General features: G+C 70.4%; 15 protein-coding genes. 2 read left to right on the top strand and 13 right to left on the bottom strand.

The window, feature by feature from the left end; translation table 11 throughout:
- Positions 1-3 precede the first annotated feature (3 nt).
- The 13 genes from ACFV7R_RS30160 to ACFV7R_RS30100 all read right to left on the bottom strand — a co-directional run bounded on the left by ACFV7R_RS30160 (position 4) and on the right by ACFV7R_RS30100 (position 16,147).
- A complete protein-coding gene (locus ACFV7R_RS30160) occupies positions 4-1,506 on the bottom strand; it encodes a Wzz/FepE/Etk N-terminal domain-containing protein (RefSeq protein ID WP_385269041.1) in 1,503 nt (500 codons plus the stop codon).
- Entirely contained in the window at positions 1,503-2,870 is a 1,368-nt protein-coding gene (locus ACFV7R_RS30155) for a Wzz/FepE/Etk N-terminal domain-containing protein (RefSeq protein ID WP_385269039.1), read from the bottom strand. The genes ACFV7R_RS30160 and ACFV7R_RS30155 overlap by 4 nt, the downstream gene beginning before the upstream one ends.
- A complete protein-coding gene (locus ACFV7R_RS30150; RefSeq protein ID WP_385269037.1) occupies positions 2,867-4,132 on the bottom strand; it encodes a glycosyltransferase family 4 protein in 1,266 nt (421 codons plus the stop codon). The genes ACFV7R_RS30155 and ACFV7R_RS30150 overlap by 4 nt, the downstream gene beginning before the upstream one ends.
- On the bottom strand, positions 4,122-5,438 hold the full coding sequence (locus tag ACFV7R_RS30145; RefSeq protein WP_385269035.1) for a nucleotide sugar dehydrogenase: 1,317 nt from the start codon (positions 5,436-5,438) through the stop codon (positions 4,122-4,124). The genes ACFV7R_RS30150 and ACFV7R_RS30145 overlap by 11 nt, the downstream gene beginning before the upstream one ends.
- A gap of 73 nt (positions 5,439-5,511) precedes the next feature.
- Positions 5,512-6,990, bottom strand: a complete 1,479-nt coding sequence (locus tag ACFV7R_RS30140; RefSeq protein WP_385269033.1) for a sugar transferase — start codon at positions 6,988-6,990, stop codon at positions 5,512-5,514.
- Between the two features lie 903 nt (positions 6,991-7,893).
- Complete coding sequence (locus ACFV7R_RS30135; RefSeq protein WP_385269031.1) at positions 7,894-8,271, bottom strand: SDR family oxidoreductase; 378 nt, start codon at positions 8,269-8,271, stop codon at positions 7,894-7,896.
- A complete protein-coding gene (locus ACFV7R_RS30130) occupies positions 8,163-9,254 on the bottom strand; it encodes a hypothetical protein (RefSeq protein ID WP_385269029.1) in 1,092 nt (363 codons plus the stop codon). The genes ACFV7R_RS30135 and ACFV7R_RS30130 overlap by 109 nt, the downstream gene beginning before the upstream one ends.
- A 989-nt stretch (positions 9,255-10,243) precedes the next feature.
- On the bottom strand, positions 10,244-10,567 hold the full coding sequence (locus ACFV7R_RS30125; RefSeq protein WP_385269027.1) for a helix-turn-helix domain-containing protein: 324 nt from the start codon (positions 10,565-10,567) through the stop codon (positions 10,244-10,246).
- Positions 10,564-11,604 (bottom strand): tyrosine-type recombinase/integrase, encoded by a 1,041-nt coding sequence (locus ACFV7R_RS30120; protein WP_385269176.1) that lies wholly within the window; start codon positions 11,602-11,604, stop codon positions 10,564-10,566. Before ACFV7R_RS30120 ends, ACFV7R_RS30125 begins: the two co-directional genes overlap by 4 nt.
- A gap of 76 nt (positions 11,605-11,680) precedes the next feature.
- Positions 11,681-12,103 (bottom strand): hypothetical protein, encoded by a 423-nt coding sequence (locus tag ACFV7R_RS30115; RefSeq protein ID WP_385269025.1) that lies wholly within the window; start codon positions 12,101-12,103, stop codon positions 11,681-11,683.
- Positions 12,104-12,109: 6 nt separating this feature from the next.
- Positions 12,110-12,499 carry a hypothetical protein gene (locus tag ACFV7R_RS30110; RefSeq protein ID WP_385269174.1) on the bottom strand — a complete coding sequence of 130 codons (390 nt, stop codon included), beginning with the start codon at positions 12,497-12,499 and terminating at the stop codon, positions 12,110-12,112.
- Between the two features lie 69 nt (positions 12,500-12,568).
- Positions 12,569-14,140, bottom strand: coding sequence for an oleate hydratase (locus tag ACFV7R_RS30105; protein WP_385269023.1), 1,572 nt, complete (start codon positions 14,138-14,140; stop codon positions 12,569-12,571).
- 294 nt (positions 14,141-14,434) lie between these two features.
- Positions 14,435-16,147, bottom strand: coding sequence for a SulP family inorganic anion transporter (locus ACFV7R_RS30100; RefSeq protein WP_385269021.1), 1,713 nt, complete (start codon positions 16,145-16,147; stop codon positions 14,435-14,437).
- Between the two features lie 293 nt (positions 16,148-16,440).
- Here ACFV7R_RS30100 and ACFV7R_RS30095 point away from each other — a divergent pair, with 293 nt between their 5' ends.
- Positions 16,441-17,346 carry a universal stress protein gene (locus tag ACFV7R_RS30095; RefSeq protein ID WP_385269019.1) on the top strand — a complete coding sequence of 302 codons (906 nt, stop codon included), beginning with the start codon at positions 16,441-16,443 and terminating at the stop codon, positions 17,344-17,346.
- A gap of 26 nt (positions 17,347-17,372) precedes the next feature.
- Positions 17,373-18,278, top strand: coding sequence for a universal stress protein (locus ACFV7R_RS30090; RefSeq protein WP_385269017.1), 906 nt, complete (start codon positions 17,373-17,375; stop codon positions 18,276-18,278).
- The last annotated feature ends 71 nt before the right edge of the window (positions 18,279-18,349 follow it).

Genomic DNA, 18,349 nt, shown 5'->3' with positions numbered 1-18,349 from the left:
GTCCTACCGCTTCTCCTGGTCGTTGTCAGGGACTCGTACGGCCCATGACGGCCGCTCCGTCCCGTTGTGCCGGGGCAGTCGCTCGCTCCGGCCGCGCAGCGCGGTGTGCAGCCCGTCCCACAGCGTGCCGTCGGTCCGGTCACGCGGATCGGGGTCGATCAGCACCACACCGATCACCGGAATGCGCTGGTCCGCGAGCTGCCGCGCCACGGTGTGCAGCCAGGCGGCGCTGCCGTGCCCGGCACGCACGACGAGCACGGTCCGGGTGCCGAGGTACTGGAGGTCGGTCCACGCCGTGCCGGGCGCCACCGAGCCGACGCCGAGCCGGCGCTGCTGCGGCGATACGGCCGCGACTCCCTCGCCCCTGACCACGGTCGGGTCTCCTGGCTTCGGGCGGCGCTTGGCGAGGTGCGGGCCGGGCAGACCGTCGATGACGGCCACTGGCTCGTCCGCCGCCACTGCCCTGGCGACGTCCAGGGCGATCACGCTCGCGCTGCGCGCACAGCCCAGTTCCAGCAGCGACACCGGTTCCGCGGAGCCGCGCAAGGCGCGGGTCAGGGACACGGTGAGCCGTTCGCGTGCCGCCCGGCTCCGTCGGCGCTGCCACAACCGGCCCGACCGGCGGGGCAGCTCCGCGATGACCGAGGCGCCCAGGTTCGCGGCGATCTCCCGGCGCAGTACGGGGCGGTCCGCCACCACCGCGCCGACCGCGGCCAGCGCGAGCCCGAGGACGAGCCCGAGGGCGAGCCCGATCGCGGCGTTGGTGACGGCGGCCTTGGGCAGGGAGTGCCGCACCGCGCGCGGTGCGTCCACGATCTGCGTGCCGGCGATGACCTTGGGCGTGCCGACGCGCGCCTCCTCGGCGCGCTGGCCGAAATCGGCGATCCGCGAGGTGAGTTCGGCCCGGCGGGCGAAGAGCGACTCGATGCTCGCCGACGCTTTCGGGTCGCTCTCCGGCGATCGGTCTCCGATCTCCTCGTTGACCTCGGCGAGCTCGTCGCGCATGCGTTCACGCTGGTCGAGCAGGGCCTTGGCCTCGGCCTCCGCGGTTTCCCGCATCCGCCGCACATGGTCCGCGACGAACGCATCGGCCAGCGCCTTGGCCCGGGCCACCGCTTGCGCGTCGCTGTCACCGGTCACATCGATCTGCAGCAGGTTGTTGGTCAAGCCGGTGCCCCGGTAGTCCTGCATGAAGTCTTCAGGCTTTTCCGGGGACTTGAGGGCCTGCAGGGCCTGGTCGGCGATCCGCGTGGTCCCCAGCAGCTCGACGTCGGTGCGGATGAGCGTTCCGGTGTCGTTCGGCTGGTCCTCCCGATGCGCGACCAGCACCTTGGTCACCGCGCTCGGCGGCGGCGGCATCAGGACCGCCACCGCCGCGCCGACCAGCAGTCCCAGCAGCGCCATGGCGCACCAGAGGCGGCGGCGCCTGCGCACCGCCACCACCAGCGCCTGCAGGTCAAGGAGTGGAGCGGCTGCCGACGACTCCGAAATCCTGCTCGTCGTCACACTGAACCTCCCGTCGCGTGGCCGCGAACCGCGAGCGCCGGAGCGGGGTTGCCCGGAGGACGGGCGGCGGGCCGTGTCGGGCGGGCCCGGACCGTCTCGGCGACGACGATGCCGACGACCTCATGTCTGCCGTCCGCACACGCCTCGGCGATGCCGGCGAGCTCCTCTGCGGTCCAGCTGCCCCCGCTGAGCACGACCAGGGCACCGGACTCGGTGTCGCGGTCCGGCACCATCGGCCGGTCCATCGAAACCTCCACCACGCGCAGCAGCGGATCGCCCTCGGCCTCGGCGACGAGCTGCCCGGCGGCCCGGCGGGCGATCTCGTCGCCGTCCGGTACGACAACCAGCAGCCGCCGGGGGGCCGGCAGCTGGTCCCGGAGGCGAGCGCACACGCGCCGGTAGCGGATCTGCCTGCCGGCCTCGTCGACGGACCTCTGCGGGGTCGGTATGTCCCACGGCGTGTCGACGCCGAGGAGTCGGCGGATCCGGGCCCGTGAGCCACCGCCTTCCGGCCGGTGCGCGGGCCCTTCACCGGGTACGTCGACGGTGCCGAGGAGCGCCGAGCCCAGCGCCGCGGCGATCTCCGGTTCGGTGCGCAGTCGGCGGTTCACCCGTGCAGCGACGAGATGGCCGATGACCGCGACCAGGAAGAACAGCAGCGCCCCGGCGACGATGAGCTGCATCCTCGTCGGCGGCGCCTCGCCCGTCGGCCGGGCCGCCGGCCCCATGACGACCATGTTGGCCTTGTTCGACGCCGGGTCGGCCTCGTCCAGCTTCTTCATGGCCTCCTGCAGCGCGGTGCGCAGTTTCTCGAGCTCGGTGCGGGCCTGCACGCTCTCCACGGACTGCCCCGGATCGGCCGCATCGGCCAGGTCGGTGATGCGGCGGTCGGTCTCCTCCACCTTCTTCCGCAGCGCCTCGGCCCCCGTCACCGCTCCGGGGTCGGTGCCGCCGCCCGCGATCCGCGCGGCGAAGGTGACGAATTGCTGGGCCGCCTGGTCGGAGAGCCGCTGCGCGCGCTCCGGGGTGTCGGCCGTACCCGAAATCTTGATGATGTTCCCGTCGGCGGCCTCGGCGGTCACTTGATCCCGCAGCTCGGCGCCGCTGACGCCCGGCCAGTCGAGCGTGGCGGCCGCGCGGTCGACCACCGTCGAACTGGTCGCGATGTCCACCTGAGTCAGCAGCTCGCGCTCTTCCCACTGCCCCGGCAGCAACACCGATGCCGAGGTCGTGTACCGCGGCGGAAACACCACCGAGGCGCCGTAGCCGACGAGCGCGCCCACCAGGGCGAGGGCGGCGAGAAGCCGCCACCGCCGACGGAAAATCCGCCCGATCGTGACCAGGCGTATCGTGTCCTCGCTCAACGGCGCTGCCCCTTCCCTGTGCGGACCCGGTCGTCCGCCGACACCGGAGTCCGGTCACGGCAGGCAGCGGCGTAGGCGGCGAGCAGCGACGCTTGCGAGTTCCGCCAGGAAAGCGGCCCGCCGATCCGCTCCTGGCCGATCTTGCCCATCCGGGCCCGCTTCTCCGGATCGTCAAGGAGCAGCGCGATGAGCTCGGCGAATCCGGCCTCGTCGTTGGCGGGCGCGTAGACGGCGGCGTCACCGGCGGAGACGCGCGCCTCCTTCAGGTCGAACGAGACGATCGGCCGGCCCATCGCCATGTACTCCAGGACCTTGTTCATGGTCGACACGTCGTTGAGCGGATTGCGCGGGTCGGGGGAGAGGCATACGTCCGCGGTGGACAGGTAGCGCACCAGGTCGGCGTCCGGAATGCGCCCGGTGAACTGCACCTGGTCGGAGAGCCCGAGCCGCCGGGACAGCTCCACCATCGCGTCGAAGGCGTCGCCGGCGCCGACGAACACCGCATGCCAGTCGGTCCGCCCGAACTCGTCGCGCAGCTTCGCGAGGGCCCGCAAGGCGTAGTCGACGCCGTCCTGAGGACCCATGACGCCGAGGTAGCACAGCAGATGAGGCTTGCCGCGCTTCAACTCCGGCTCGGGCGGCACCGGTTGGAACCGGTCTACCGCGGGCGCGCTGCGCACCACGAAGACGTCCTCCGGCCGCCGGCCGCCACGGCGCAGCGCGACCTCCCGATAGCTCTCGTTCGTGGCGAGCACGACGTCCGCGGCCCGGTAGGTCAGCCGTTCCAGCGCGCACACGGCGCGGTAGAGCAGATCCTTGCCGCGGTCGAACCGGGAGAGGTACAGCTCGGGTACCAGGTCGTGCTGGTCGAAGACGAACCGCGCGCCGCGCCGCTTCAGCCACAGCGCCGGCAGGAACAGCAGGTCGGGCGGGTTGCAGGCGTGGACCACGTCGACCGGGCCGACCTTGCGGGCCAGCCGGGCCGTATGCCACAGCGCCGATCCGTACTCCCGCAGGTAGCCGGCCGGTCCTCCGGTGGCCGCGCGCAACGGGTAGCGGTGGATCCGCACCCCGTCGATCTCCGCCTCCGGCTCCGTGTCCCGCTTTTCTCCCCGGGGACAGATGACGTGCACCTCCCAGCCCGCGTCGCGCAGCGTCGTGCACTCCTGCCACACCCGCCGGTCGAACGGCACCGACAGGTTCTCCACCAGGATCAGCGCGCGCCGGTTCGACCCGTCGCCGCTGGTTGCGTTACCAAGCAAGGCCCATGTACCCCGGTTCGGTCCGGCGCGCCTCGGCGTCGGGAAGATGGACGAGATCGACAATCACCGGTCCTTCGCCATGGGGCAGCGCCGACAGCACGGCCGGATCCCTGGTCCCGACCAGGCACACCTCAGCGTGCTCGAGCACCTCGTCGACGGAATCGGCGAGCAGCTGCGCGAGGTGCGGCAGCCGGGTCTCGATGTACTCGCGGTTCGCGCCGATCAGCCGGGAGAGGCTCACGTTGGCGTCGTGGATCCGCAGGTCGTAGCCCTTGCCGAAGAGCCTCTCCGCCAGCTCGACGAGCGGGCTCTCGCGCAGGTCGTCGGTGCCGGGTTTGAAGGACAGCCCGAACATCCCCACCCGGCGTTTGCCGGTGCGCTCGACCAGCTCCACCGCGCGCTGCAGATGGTCGGAGTTGGAGGGCAGCACGTGGGCGAGGATGGGCACCGAGACGTCGGCCCGCTGCGCCGCGTGGACCAGGCTGCGCAGATCCTTGGGCAGGCAGGAGCCACCGAAGGCGAAGCCGGGCCGCAGGTAGGCGGGGCTGATGTTCAGCTTGCGGTCGGCCAGGAACACGTCCATCACCTGGTGCGAGTCCACCCCGAGCGCCTGGCACACCGCGCCCAGCTCGTTCGCGAAGCCGATCTTGAGGCCGTGGAACGCGTTGTCCGCGTACTTGATCGCCTCGGCCGTCGGGACCGGCACCCGGAAGACCTCGCCGGGCAAGCCGTCGTACAGCGCCATCACCGCATCGCCGCTTGCCGGGTCGAGCTCGCCGATGACGGTCTTGGGCGGGTCGAAGAAGTCCCGCACGCTTGTGCCCTCGCGCAGGAACTCCGGGTTGACCGCGACCCCGATGTCCACCCCGGCCGTGCCGCCGACGTACTTCTCCAGGATCGGTACCAGCAGGTTCAGGCACGTGCCCGGGAGCATGGTGCTGCGGAACACGACGGTGTGCCGCCCACCCCGCTCCGCCAACGCGGCGCCGATCTCCTCGGTGACCCGCTCCAAGTACGTGGTGCACAGGCTGCCGTTGGGCTCCGACGGCGTGCCCACGCAGACCAGCGACACCTCGCTGCCCATGATCGCCTCGCGGACGTCGGCGGTGGCGCGTAACGCTCCGGTCCGCACGACGTCGGCGATGAGCTCGCCGATCCGCTCCTCGACCACCGGTGCCTTTCCGTCGTTGACCAGGTCGACCTTCACCTGGTTCACGTCCACCCCGATGACCTCGTGCCCCATGCCGGCCAGGCACGCTGCCGACACGCAGCCCACGTAGCCGAGCCCGAAAACGCTGACTCTCATGACCCGTTCCTCCCCCCAGGCAGGCCCTTGCGGCCTGCGGTCCGCGCGTCGGCCGGACGACGAACTCCGCGCATCAGTAGGCCCCCTGCCCGTGGAGCACCGCACGCAGCGTCTTCCACAAGATCACTGCGTCCAGGGCGAGCGACCAGTCCTCCACGTACCGCAGGTCGAGGCGGACCGCCTCCTCCCACGGCAGGTCGCTGCGTCCGCTGATCTGCCACAGGCCGGTGAGGCCGGGCTTGACCAGCAGCCGCCGCCGGATGTCCGGGCCGTACGCAGCGGACTCCTCCGGTAACGGAGGCCGCGGGCCGACGAGCGACATAGATCCGGTGAGCACGTTGAAAAGCTGCGGGAGCTCGTCGAGCGAGTACCGGCGCAGCACTGCTCCCACCCGGGTCACCCGCGGATCCCGGCGGAGCTTGAACAGCAGGCCGGCGCCCTCGTTGCGGTCGGCCAGCTCGGCACGCGCCCGGTGAGCCCCGGCGACCATGGTGCGGAACTTGAGAATGGTGAACTCGCGGCCGTCCTTGCCGACCCTGCGCTGGCGGTAGAACACCCCGCCCCGACTGTCCGCCACCACGAGCAGCCCGACGAACACCATCAGCGGTGCGAACAGCATCAGCAGGATCGCCGCGCCCATCCGGTCGACGACCTCTTTGACCGCCCGGCGGCCCCCGGTGAAGGTCGGCATGCTGACCCGCAGCAGCGGGATCCCGAGCACCGCGTCGATGTGCAGCCGCGGGCCGGCCACCTCCATCAGCACGGGGGCCACGACCATCTCGGCGTCGCTGCCTTCGAGGTTCCAAGCCAGCCGCTGCAGCCGGTCCGGTGACCAGTGCGGGTCCGATGTGATCGCGACGACACGGTAGCCGTCGTGGCGGACGTGCTTGGCGACGTCCCCCAGTTGCCCGACGACCGGCACTCCGTCCAGATGGTCACCGTCGAGCCCGAGTCCGTCCGTCGTGCACACCGCCTCCACCCGCCAGCCGAGGTGCGGGAACTTGCGGGTTCTGGTGATCAGGTCGCGCACGGTGTCCAGGCTCCCGGCAGCGAGCACCGGTCTCAGGCACCGTCCTTCCTTCCGCTGTTTGTGCAGCCAGAGGCGCAGCAGATACCGCTCGGTCATGGTGATGAGCGCGATCGCGGGGATCGCGACGAAGATCCAGAGCTTGATGTTGCGCGAGGTGAGCGCGATCCCGCCGAGCGCCAGTACGACGGTCGCCGTGAACAGTGAGCGTCCGAGCCGGCGGAATTCCTCGGCGCCCTGGCCGAGCACGGCCGGAGCCCACGACCGGCTCACCGCAAGCGTTCCCAGCACCAGCAGCTCGGTGCAGAACGCGAGAATCGTCCACTTCTCGTGCCAGTTGGCCGCGTCCCGGACCCCGAAGAAGTTACCTATCGCCGCCACCACGATGGCGGTGGCCACGGTATCGCTGATGATCACGGTACGGCGGTACCGCTGCTCCCAGTCGATCGCGGGCCGGCTGATCGCCCCGTTCGCCAGACGCCCGCGCTCCGACGGAAACGGGCTGACTAATCCCCCTTGCCGCACAGAACCCCCCAGGTCCCCAGTGGTTCGACGTGTTCGCCCAACACTGCTGCTCCCCCGGGAGGCACCCCCGCCCCCCGCGCCGCGCTGTTCCTCCCCTGGGGAGGCCCCCGCCCCCCGCGCCGGACATCCCGGCTATTTCAGCGCTAGTTGAACAACCCACCCTGGCGGCAGCGCACTCGCATGCCCTGCCGGACTCTCGAGATGCCCGGGAACCCGTCGATACCTCGGGTGCTCCCCGCACCCAAGGCCCCCTGTCGGGCTCCAAGAATTGATCACCCCCACGTCTGGCGCCGGGGACGCGACTGCTGGCTTTCCGTAGCGCCGGACCTGTAGATCATTATTGGTCGCTTCGTGCTCGATCAGCTGAAGCACGGTCAATCTAGACCATCGGGGCCCAGTGTGTAGAGGGGATGTGTGTAATTTGTGTTCAAGCTTTGAGGCTGGATCCACCGATTGGTGACTGTCCTACGGGTGCCTTGACGCCACCGCGCGCTCCAGCAGCTCGCCCGGCCCCCGGTTCGGCAACGACTTCCCGCTGTGGGTGCCCGAGGTGGGTGGGGCGATGGAGAGCCTGCGGAACCGACTTGGGCTGCGCCGTGACGACAACCCGAGGTCATGCCCGACCGCCTCCGGCTCGACGCCGCGTAGCAACCAGGAGGACGCCCCCGTGGGCGATGCCGCCGCCCACCGCGGCACGGTCGTCATCCTGACTGCCCTGGCGGTGGAGCACCAGGCGGTGCGGGCGCATCTGGCCGACCTGGAGCAGCGGCAACACGCGGCCGGCATGCTCTTCGAGGTCGGCCGGCGGATTGAAGGCCGACGTCGGCCTCGGCGACGTGGCCGTTGCCACTCACATCATGCCGAACAGAGCGCGGATGTCACCGAACCGGTCGGCGGTGGTGGTCATATGGGTTGTCCGATCGGTCGGATGGTGAGGGTGTTGAGATCGACGCCGACAGGCTGGTCGAGGGCGAAGCAGATGGCGTTGGCCACAGGCCCGGGCGGCAGGGCGAAGGAGGGGGCGCTGCCGCTCTGCCAGAAAGGGGTGTCGGTCATGCCGGGGTTGATGAGGGTGACGCCGACACCCCGGGTGGTGGCGTGCATCCGCAGGTTCTCGGCCAGTCCGGTGACGGCCCACTTGGTGGCGGAGTAGAGGTTGGCGGGGGCGTTCTTCAGTCCGGCGACGCTCCCGATGAGCACCAGTCGCCCGCCGCTCGCTTCAAGGTGGGGCAGTGCGGCCCTGGCCAGCAGTGCGGGGCCGAGGACGTTGGTGAGGACCATGGGGGCAGCAGGACGGGGTTGTGAGCGAAGGTGAAGTACGCGCGGTCGTCCTGTGTGGTGTAACGGTCGGTGGTGAACTCCACGATGCGGCTGACCTGCTGCGCATACAGCCGGACGAAGGCACCGATGATGCGGGCCTCCAGGGGCAGACTGGTGTCGTTCAGGCAGCGGCGTAGATGGTCGAGCTGTTCTTGCTCGGTCAGGAAGCGCGAGGGCCGCGCCCACGGCTTCTTCGGTGGAGCCAGCCCTGCGGTGAGCCGACGGGCGACAGCCCATCGCACGAACGCACCGAGTGTGCGGTGCTTGGCTGGATGGGTGGTGAGGTAGAGGTCCAGGTCGTGCTGTGTCGCGGTGCGAAGGGTACGGTCGTGTTCGTCGAGCCAGGTCATGAAGGCGATGGCTGCCTTGATATCCAGCCGGTCGGCGTGGGCGGCACCGGCGGTGTACGGCCCGCGGGCTGCGCGACGGCGCGCGTCCCGGATGATCTGCCACTCGGCGAACGGCTTGACCACCTGTGCGTGGTGCGGCGGCAGCTGGCCAGCGGTGCGGGCGAACCACAGGCTCAGGCCGGCGAGGTTCTCGTTCCGCCAGGGCAGGGCGCCGGTGGCGACGAGCACCGCGCGGACACGTCGGACGGCTCCGTCCTGGGGGAGGGCGTCGAGCATGTCGTGGGTGATGTCGTGCTCGTGGGCGGCGAGCCGGGCCAGGAGCCGCGCGCCGCGCTGGGCGCGGGTCCATGCGAGGACGGACCAGGGGTCGTCCGCCTTGGCCAGAGCTTCGACCAGCGGCTTGAGCTGTGTTGAGACGGTGCCGTCCGGTCTGGCAAGGAGTTCTTCGACGCGTTTACGGACGATGCATCGGCTGCACGTGCCGTCGGTGTAAATGTCGCCCGGATAGCCACAGCGACGGCATTGGACATTGAGGGAGCCGGCCCCGCAGCACAGTCCGCACTGGTCATGTCCATCCTGCGAGCGGCCGACCATGATCCGGGTTTCCCCGCAGGTGCCGCAGGGTGCGGGGTGCCGCCGACGGCGCAGGTAGCAGGCCCCGTACAGCGGCCCAACAGGGTAGGTCGCCTGGATGGGACGGAGGCGGCCGCAGTCACAGCAGCGGCCGGTGCGTGCCGGCCGACACGCGTTGCAGCGGAAGGAGGCTCCTTGGCCGCTGCCCTCCCGGTACCGTCCGCAGATGTAGCACTCACCGACCCGGGCCCGGGTGTAGCAGGAGTCGCACAGGTCGAGTTGGCCGTTCAGGCTGCGGGCGTGGACGGGACGGACTTTCCCGCAGCGGCCACAAGGCCGGCGTGGGGCTCGGCCGGAGACATAGCACGGGCGGCACACCGGACCGACACCTCGCTGGGCCTTGGCCCCTTTGCTGACCTTGCCGCAGTACAGGCAGGCCCGCTCCGGCCTGGGGGCGCAGCGCTCGCACAGCACCGTGCCGTCATCGCGGCGGGTGTGGACCGGTCGGCTCCGACCGCAGTCGGCGCACGGCTCCCATCGGTCCGGGTCCGCGGCGTAGCAGCGGCGGCAGACGGCGTCCCGGGTGACGACTCGCTTCAGCTCTCCGCACCGTGAGCACGTCTTCAGCGTGGATCTGGCCGCGCACGTCGGGCAGCAGCGGCCTTCAGGAGAGTTGCAGCGAAGGAGAACGTCGGTACGGCCGCAGACCGCGCACGCCGGTTGGGTAACCAGTGCGCCGTAACCGGCAGCGTCCAGCACACGCAGCAGTCGCAGCAGCGCGATCGGAGAATCCGGAGCGGGTGCTTTCAGCGACTCGGGATGGCTTTCCACGTGCGCGGCCAGGGCATAGACGGTCGGCGGGCTCTCCCATGCTTCCGCCCTGCGCAGAAGGTCCTGCGCCGACGCCCCGTCCACCTCCGGCCCCAGCCACTGCTGCAGAAAACCGACCAGCCGCGCCCGCGCGTCAGCCAGAGTGCGTCGGCGCTCGGCATCCCGCCGCCTGTTCGGGATCACTTCGAAGGACGCCGTACGACGGTACGCGGCGGAGCAGGGGGCGTCGGCCCAGCAGTTCCCTCGGCAGTCTTGCGCGCCTGGACGTTGACCACCTCGGGTTTGATCAGGTCGTTCGGCGTGCACTGCAGGATGTCGCACAGCGCAACGAGCGTGTCCATGCTCAGCCGCTGCGGAGGCTGCGTCACCAGCCGGTACACCTGCTCACGGGACAGCGTGACACCGCGTTCGGCAAGCAGCGGCACCAGATCGGAGGTCTGGAACATCTCCCGCTGCGCCATCAGCTGGCGCAGCATCCACTGGTAGCCCATTTTCTTGATCATGCGGTCACATCCCAGTCGCCGCCCAGCCGCTTCTTCATCGCCGCCTCCAGCAGGGTGTTGCGGTAGTCGTTCGAGACCGCCGTGTAGATCGCGGTCGTTGAGCCGTGGGAGTGACCCACCTGCTCCTGCACGAACTGCGGCGGATAGCCGAACTCAATCAGGTGCGAGATGTACGAGTAGCGCAAGCAGTGCAGGTCGAGTCTCGGATCCAGGCCCGCGTCATCCCGGGCGTTGGTGAATGCCTCGTTGATGGACCGCGGCGACAGCCGACCCACACGCTCGGTGACCCACAGGGCCGGATGCCGGCCGGGCGAGAAGTGCGGCCGCAGCTCCGTCAGCCAGTAGTCGAGGGTGTCGGTGACCCAGTCCAGCTCCGGGACGGTCAGGACGGTGCGTCGCCTGGGCGGCGCACCCTTGGTCGTCTTGCCGTGCCGCACCAGCACGCTGCCGTACGGCCCGAAGACGGGCATCTTCGGATTGCGGCGAAGATCCACCAGATCGACCTTCGAGGTATCCGTGCGGCGCGTACCGTAGCCGTAGATGGTCTTCAGTACGGCCGCGTCCCGCAACGCGGACAAGGCGCCCTTGCGTCCCTGCGACCTGATCCGGCTCGGCCGCGCTTCGGCGGCATCGAACAATGCCTGGATCTCGTCGTAGGCGAGGGGTCGACGGCTGGGATTTGCCTCGAAGTCCACCGTGTGAGCGACAGAATTGCCTTCGTGGAAGACCTCCTGCGGTGCCTCGCCGAAGCGTTCCATGCAGGCACGCACCCACCCGTATCGCGGGTCAAGCAGGTACGACACGAACAGCGTGATCGTCACCTCGTACCCGCGCGCGGTGGACACCTCGATGCCCTTCGGCCGACCTGGGCGCGGCGAGCGAAGGTGGGCAATGAACGCCTCGCCCTCGTGCGGTGTCCACTGCCAGGGGTAGAGGCCGGTGAACTCCTCCATGCGACCGACGAGCCGCAGCCTCGGCTTGATGGTCTCCGACCGGAGGAACTGGGCCGCCTGTCGGCGGGCCCAGCCCTCCAGCATCGCGTTGAACATCGCCGGCGCCGGGTCCAGGTGGACCACGTTCCGTGCCAGTACCAGGTGTGCCGAACCAGGCGCTTCACCAGTCACACCCCTGTTGTATCAGATGCAACATTGTGGCGTCAGGGGTCAGTCTGCTGGTCAACCTCAAAGCGCTCATGGATCGATCCCCGACAACCTGACACCGACCAGGCGAAACGAGCAGATGCCGGGCCGGTCGGATGTTGCATGCAATGCAATACATCCTGTTCCGCTCCGCCTCACCCGATGTCGAATCGTCCCCACCCTTGGCACGCCGGCCCTGGACGACCGAACCGCTCGCACAGCAGTCGAGCAGCACGATCTTGGACGCGGCCCGGCAGGACTGAAGGGTCCGCTCCAGGAACTCCGCCGACACCGCGGTACGCGGCAGATCGGCGCGCACTGCCGGAAGGTCGTGGTAGGCGTCGCTGTCGTATGTCGAGACGCCGATCAGCATGGCGTATCGGTCGTTGTTGCGCACCCTCGATCAGCCTGCCGTGGAGGTGTCGTCCCAGCCCGCTGCGCTGTCGGCCGTGTCAGTGTCCGCCGGTGAGGAGCCATGAGCCAGGAACCGTTCGAGACGCTCGTCGTCCTCGTGGGCCTCGCGTCCTGTGATCCGCAAGGTGGCTCCGTCGGGACGGGTCGCGATGACCGTGCGCTGAGGGACCTTGGCCAGCCACACCTGAACGCAGGCTGTCGCGAACGAGCCGGCACTCAGGACCAGACCGACGACCCCCATGGCGTCGCCACCCTTGTCGGTGCTCTCACCGGGGCCGGTCGAAGGCAGGCGAAGTGAGGCCGTCGGATCCGTCCCGGACAGTTCGGCCAGCAGTTCGCGGGCGTCGCTGCGCGTCCTCAGCGGATCGTCGTCAATCACAGAGATCAACAGGCCCGGCCGACTCTGGCTGTCGCCTTCGTCGCTCGGAGATGCGGAGAACCAGCGGTGTTACCGGCGGTGCATGGCCTCCAGTGCCGCGGCCAGGACGTGGGGATCGTGGTGGCCCTTGTAGACCGCAGGTGGGTGCTTGTCGAGCTTCAGGAGCTGGGCCACCGCCGTCCAGGCAGTGCGTACGGAGTACTCGACGGTGAACACCACGTCGTCCGGCACCTCCGCGAACTGCCCGATGAAGGCGAGGTTGACCGAGCCGTCGGGCACGACCCTGGGCCGGTCGTCGCGGCGGCGGGCCAGGAACTGGCTGGTGATGTATGGCATCAGGCAGGGCACGACGGTGGAGGTCTTCCGGACCCGGGCCGCCGCAGCCTCGTCGAACGGCAGATGGTGCAGGATCTCTTCGAGGATCTCCCGGCCGGAGCACATCGTCATGGGCTTGGGGGTGTGGTTGCCGGCGCGGCCGGGGTGCAGGCCGTAGCCCCACCAGACCGAGACGCCTTCGGGCTGGTCGCGGTAGACGGGCCGGCGCGGGGCGACGATGGTGAGCAGCCAGTTGGAGTCGGTGAAGGTCATCAGGCCGCCCCGGCCGGTCTCGCGGCCGCTGAACTCCTCCAGTGCGTCGAGGAAGGCGGGATCGTTCGCGGTGACCGTGAACGACTCCCAGCGGGACTCCTTGACGCGCTTGTCGAAGACGTCCGGGTCGCCGAAGTCGTCGCGTCCCCGGGCCAGCCGGTGCCAGAGCAGCCATGCGTCCGAGCGGTGGGGATGCGGAGGCGGTGCGGAGGTGTGCGAGCCGAGGCTGGAGGCGTCGGTCATGGAGCCGTTGGTGACCAGGACCAGATCCTCGGGGGCTACCTCGATCTGCTCGTCACGGCCGCTGCGGGACAAGTAGACGCGCTCGACCCGCGTACTCCGGCGGCCCGGCGCGAGACCGAGGTCGGTGATGTGGCATCCGGTGTGGAGGGTGACGCCCCGTTCACGCAGCCAGGCGGTCAGGGGCCGCACAATGGAGTCGTACTGGTCGTAGCGGGTGCGGTGGATGCCCGACATGGTGGCGAACTCGGGGAGCAGGTGGAGGAAGCGCCTGAGGTAGCGGTGGAACTCGATGGCGCTGTGCCAGGGCTGGAAGGCGAACGTGGTGCACCACAGGAACCAGAAGGTCGTGGTGAAGAAGTGCTCGCCGAAACAGTCGGTGATCCGCTTGCCGTCCAGGTGGCCCTCGGGGGTCGCCAGGCAGCGGACCAGCTCCAGCCGGTCGCGCTCGGAGAAGCCCATCGAGCGGGTGTCGACGATCTTCCCGTCACCGTCGACGAGGCGTGCGATGTCGTCCCAGGCGAAGTCCTCGTGCCCGGCCAAGATCTCCTGTGTGACCGACACCGAAGGATCGTCGAGGGTGGGAATGCCGGACAACAGGTCGTACGTGCAGCGGAACTCGGCCTCGACCATCCGCCCGCCGCGCATGGTGTAGCCGGCGTCGGCCGTGCCGCCCGCGTCCAGGCTGCCGCCGACGTTCCGCTGCTCCTCGAAGAGGTGAATGTCCGCTCCGTCGAACCCGCCGTCGCGGATCAGGAACGTGGCCGCGGCGAGCGCCGCGATCCCGCTGCCCACCAGGTAAGCCTTCGCCATCACACAACTCCTCGTTCTCGCCCGTCGGTCGGGAACCGCACCACATCAGCGTTTCCTGCGCCGGTGTGCGCCGTCAGTGGGCCGTTGGTCACCCACGGGGGCCGAATGGCCCGCGAGGTGGGCTCCCAGTGCAGGCGCGCTGAACCCCGGAGGCCCGGTCGGTGGACCGTCACCGACCGGGCCTGAACCCACCGCAGACTCACGCGGGGAGAGAGTCCGCCGTCGTGCCACTGCCCTCCGCAGAACGCGGGGTCCCGGTGCCGCCGCGCCACGGAATCCGGTCCCCGCGGTGGCCTACTGAGCGCGGCACCACATCCGGTACGCGGCCACGGCCGTCGGAAGGGTGGGAAAGATCCGCTCGCTCCCGACGGCGTCTGCCAGGCCGTACGCCGTCAGATCGTCCATCAGGTCCTGCTTGACGCGGGCGAGGGCGAAGACGATGCCGCGGTGGGCGAGTTCGCGGCGGAGTTCGTCGACCGCGTCCAGGGCGGTGATGTCGACCTCCACATTGGCCTCGGCGTTCAGGACGAACCAGCGGACCGGTTCGGGCTGCTCGTCGACGGCGGCCAGGGCCCGGCGGCGGAAGTCCTCGGCGTTCGCGAAGAACAGCGGGGAGTCGTAGCGGTAGACGAGCAGGCCGGGGACGGTGCGGGCCTGGGGGTAGTCGTCGACGTCGTGCATGCCGGCCACGCCGGGGACCAGGCCCTGGACGGCGTCGTGCGGGCGGGCCACGCGCGTGAGCAGTTCGGCGACCGACAGTCCGACGGCGACCAGTACGCCGTAGAGGATGTCCAGGGCCAGGACTCCGACCAGGCAACCGAGTGCCAGCAGGAGTTCGCGGCGGCGGAAGGACGCCAGGCGTCGGAAGCCCGTCAGGTCGATCATGCGGACGGCCGCGTAGACGACGAGCGCGCCGAGAACCGCTGTGGGGGTGTGAGAGAGCAGCGGGCTCAGGAAGAGCAGGACCGCGAGGACGGCCGTACCGGCGACCAGTGAGTACGCCTGGCTGCGGGCGCCCGCTGAGGATGCCAGCGCGGTGCGGCTGGCGCTGCTGCTCACGGGGAAGCCGTGCAGCGTGCCCGCGCCGAGATTGGCCGCGCCCAGCGCGAGGAACTCCTGGTTGGCGTCGAGTCCGGGACCATCGTCGTCGCGCCGGGTGAAGGCCCGCGCGGTGAGGATGAAGTCGGTGTAGCCGACCAGGAGGACGCCCACGGCGGGAAGCACCAGATGCGGCAGTTCGGCGAGATCCGGCAGGGCCACGCCGGGCAGGCCCGACGGGATGTCGCCGATCACCTTGACGCCGTATCGGTCGTCGAGGTCGAAGACGGAGACGGCCGCGGTGCCGAAGACGACGGCGAGCAGGGGGCCGGGGATGGTGCGGGAGAGGTGCGCCACGGTGAAGAGGACCCCGAGCGCGACAACGGCGAACAGCACCGTGGCCAGGTGGATCTGCGGCAAGTGCCTTACAAGGGAAAACAGTTGGGGGAAGAAGGCCGAGCCCGTCGTCCGGACACCGGTCAGTTTGGGAAGCTGATCCACGATCATGATCAGGCCCACGCCCGCCAGATACCCGATCAGTACCGGCCGGGACAGCAGATCCGCGACGAAGCCGAGCCGCGTCGCCCATGCCAGCACGCACAACAGGCCGACCGCGATCGCGAGGGTGGCCGCCAGTGTCGCGTAACGGGCCGGATCTCCGGCGGCAAGCGGGCCGACCACCGTGGCCGTCATCAGCGCGGTCGTGGATTCGGGGCCGACCGAGAGCAGGCGCGAGGAGCCGAACAGGGCGTACAGGGCGAGCGCGGGCAGGATGGCCCACAGTCCGGCGACCGGCGGCAGGCCGGCCACGCCCGCGTACGCCATCACCTGGGGCACGAGATACGCGGCCACGGTTACTCCGGCCAGGACGTCGCCTTTCAGCCACGAGCGCCGATAGCCGAGCAGCGCACCGAGCCCGGGTATCGGACGGTGCCACCGCGGAGCGCGGCCGACCGAACTCTGGGACATGATCCTCCTTGGGCCGAAGAACGTCAGGATCCTTCGGGACCCTGGTCGACGGCGAGAGGCCGAACGGTCCGTGGGAATCGTTGGCTGACACAGCCCTGTTGGTCGACGCGCTGCGGATCGACAGCCGGCACATCGTGAGGAACGGCCCGCACCGCGGGGCAAGCCGCGGCGGCGGGAACGCCGCTGGGGCGAGGGGGACTATTGGCCCCAGACCGGGGACCTGCGGTCTCTGCACTACGGCCTCTCCCCGCCACCACCCTGACATCGGAACCCCGATTCAGGAGGTGGACAGCATGTCCCGCAACGTCACCGTGGGCCTCGACGGCTCGCCGGAGAGCCGTGCGGCTGCCGAGTGGGCGGCCCGAGAGGCGAAGCTGCGCGGCCTGCCGCTGCGGCTGGTGCACGTCTGGGAACCCGTCCCGGAGCCCATGGCGCAGGCCCCGCTCCTGGGCGCCGAGACGCAGCAGCACTGGAGCGAACGGATTCCCCGCGAGACGGCCGAGGGACTCCGCCTGCGCCACCCCGGGGTGCACGTGGAGATGGAGCAGATTCCCGGCAGGCCGACGGACGTGGTCGCGGAGGTGGCGAAGGACGCTGAGCTGCTGGTCCTTGGCTCGCGTGGGCTGAGCGGAATCGGAGGGTTCCTCGTCGGGTCCGTGGGCATGGCCGTGATCGCGCACACCGACACCCCCGTCGTCCTCGTGCGGGCCGGGGAACAGGCCGCCGACGAGCACGAGAAGGACCCTGTCGGTATCCCGTCCTCCGCCACTCCGCACCGGCCCGTGGTGCTCGGCCTCGACGTCGACCACCCCGATGACACGGTGATCGCCTTCGCCTTCGAGGAGGCCGCCCGACGCGACACCACCCTGCGGGTCGTGCACGGCTGGAACCTTCCGCCCTACTTCGCCTATGGCCTGCCCGCCGACCCCGGGCTCAACGCCGAACTGGGCCGGCAGGACGCCGCCGCTCTGGCCGCGGTGCTACGGCCCTGGCGGCAGAAGTACCCGGACGTCGAGGTCGTCGCGGAATCCCGGTCCGGCAGCCCTGCCCATCACGTCGTCGACGCCTCCCGTGAGGCGTCCCTGGTCGTCGTCGGCCGTCGGGTCCGCCGCAGCCCCTTCGGCGTCCATATCGGCCCCGTCACGCACGCGGTACTGCATCACGCCGCCGCCCCCGTGGCCGTCGTCGCGCACGACTGAACGAGCTCTCGGAAGGAGTGGAGATCATGAACGCAGGAGTCGAGCGAGTCCGCGGCGGGCCCTTGGTCGTGGGCGTCGATGGTTCCGAGCCGAGTCTGCGCGCCGTCGACTGGGCGGCCGACGAGGCCGAACTGCGCGGAGTGCCGCTGCGGGTGGTGTACGCCTGCCTGTGGGAGCGGTACGAGGGTGCGGCCCTCGCCCGGGACCTCGCCGAACCGACCGCGCTGCCCTTGGCCCAGGACGTGGTGGGCGCCGCCGCTCAGCGGGCCCGCGCCCGGCACCCCGGTCTGCAGGTCACCACCGACGTGGTGTTCGAGGAGCCGGAGTACGCCCTGGTCCACGAGGCCCGGCACGCCTCCGCGCTGGTCGTGGGCACCCGCGGCCGCAGCGGCATCGCCGAGATGCTGCTCGGCTCCGTCAGCCTGGCCGTCGCCGCCCATGCCGACTGCCCGGTGATCGTGCTGCGCGGCAGCCACGACAACCAGGCGACACCGCCGGTCCACGGCCGGGTCGTCGTCGGCGTCGGCGAGGACGCGAAGGAGTCGGCGGCGGTGAGGTTCGCCGCCGAGGAGGCGCGGCGACGCGGGGTGCCGCTGGAGGCCGTACGGGCCTGGCGCTGTCCCGCGCACGAGACCACCGACCACCCCCTGCTGGCCGGCGAACCCGCCCGGCTGCACGAGGAGCGGGCCGCCGAGGAACTCGAAGCGGGGCTCGAGGACCTCCCGGCGGGCGTCGATGTGCACCGGCGCACCGTCGAGGGCCATGCCCGCCGGGTGCTGGTGGACGCCTCGCACCGTGCCGACCTCCTGGTCGTCGGCGCCAGGCGCCGCGAGGGGCACCTCGGGCTCCAACTCGGCCGCGTCCCCCACGCGGTGCTGCACCACTCCGCCTGTCCGGTTGCGGTCGTGCCGCATGGGGGCCACGACGCCTGACCGGCGCTCAGAGGCTCGCCGCGTGATCAGGGACGTGGGTCTGAAGGTCGCGCGGCGGGCGCTCGTAGCCG

This window comes from Streptomyces sp. NPDC059866, from assembly GCF_042731325.1.
Lineage (GTDB): Bacteria > Actinomycetota > Actinomycetes > Streptomycetales > Streptomycetaceae > Streptomyces > Streptomyces flavusporus.
The sequence above is the reverse complement of the archived record's forward strand: the minus strand, read 5'-3'. Positions and strand labels throughout refer to the sequence as shown.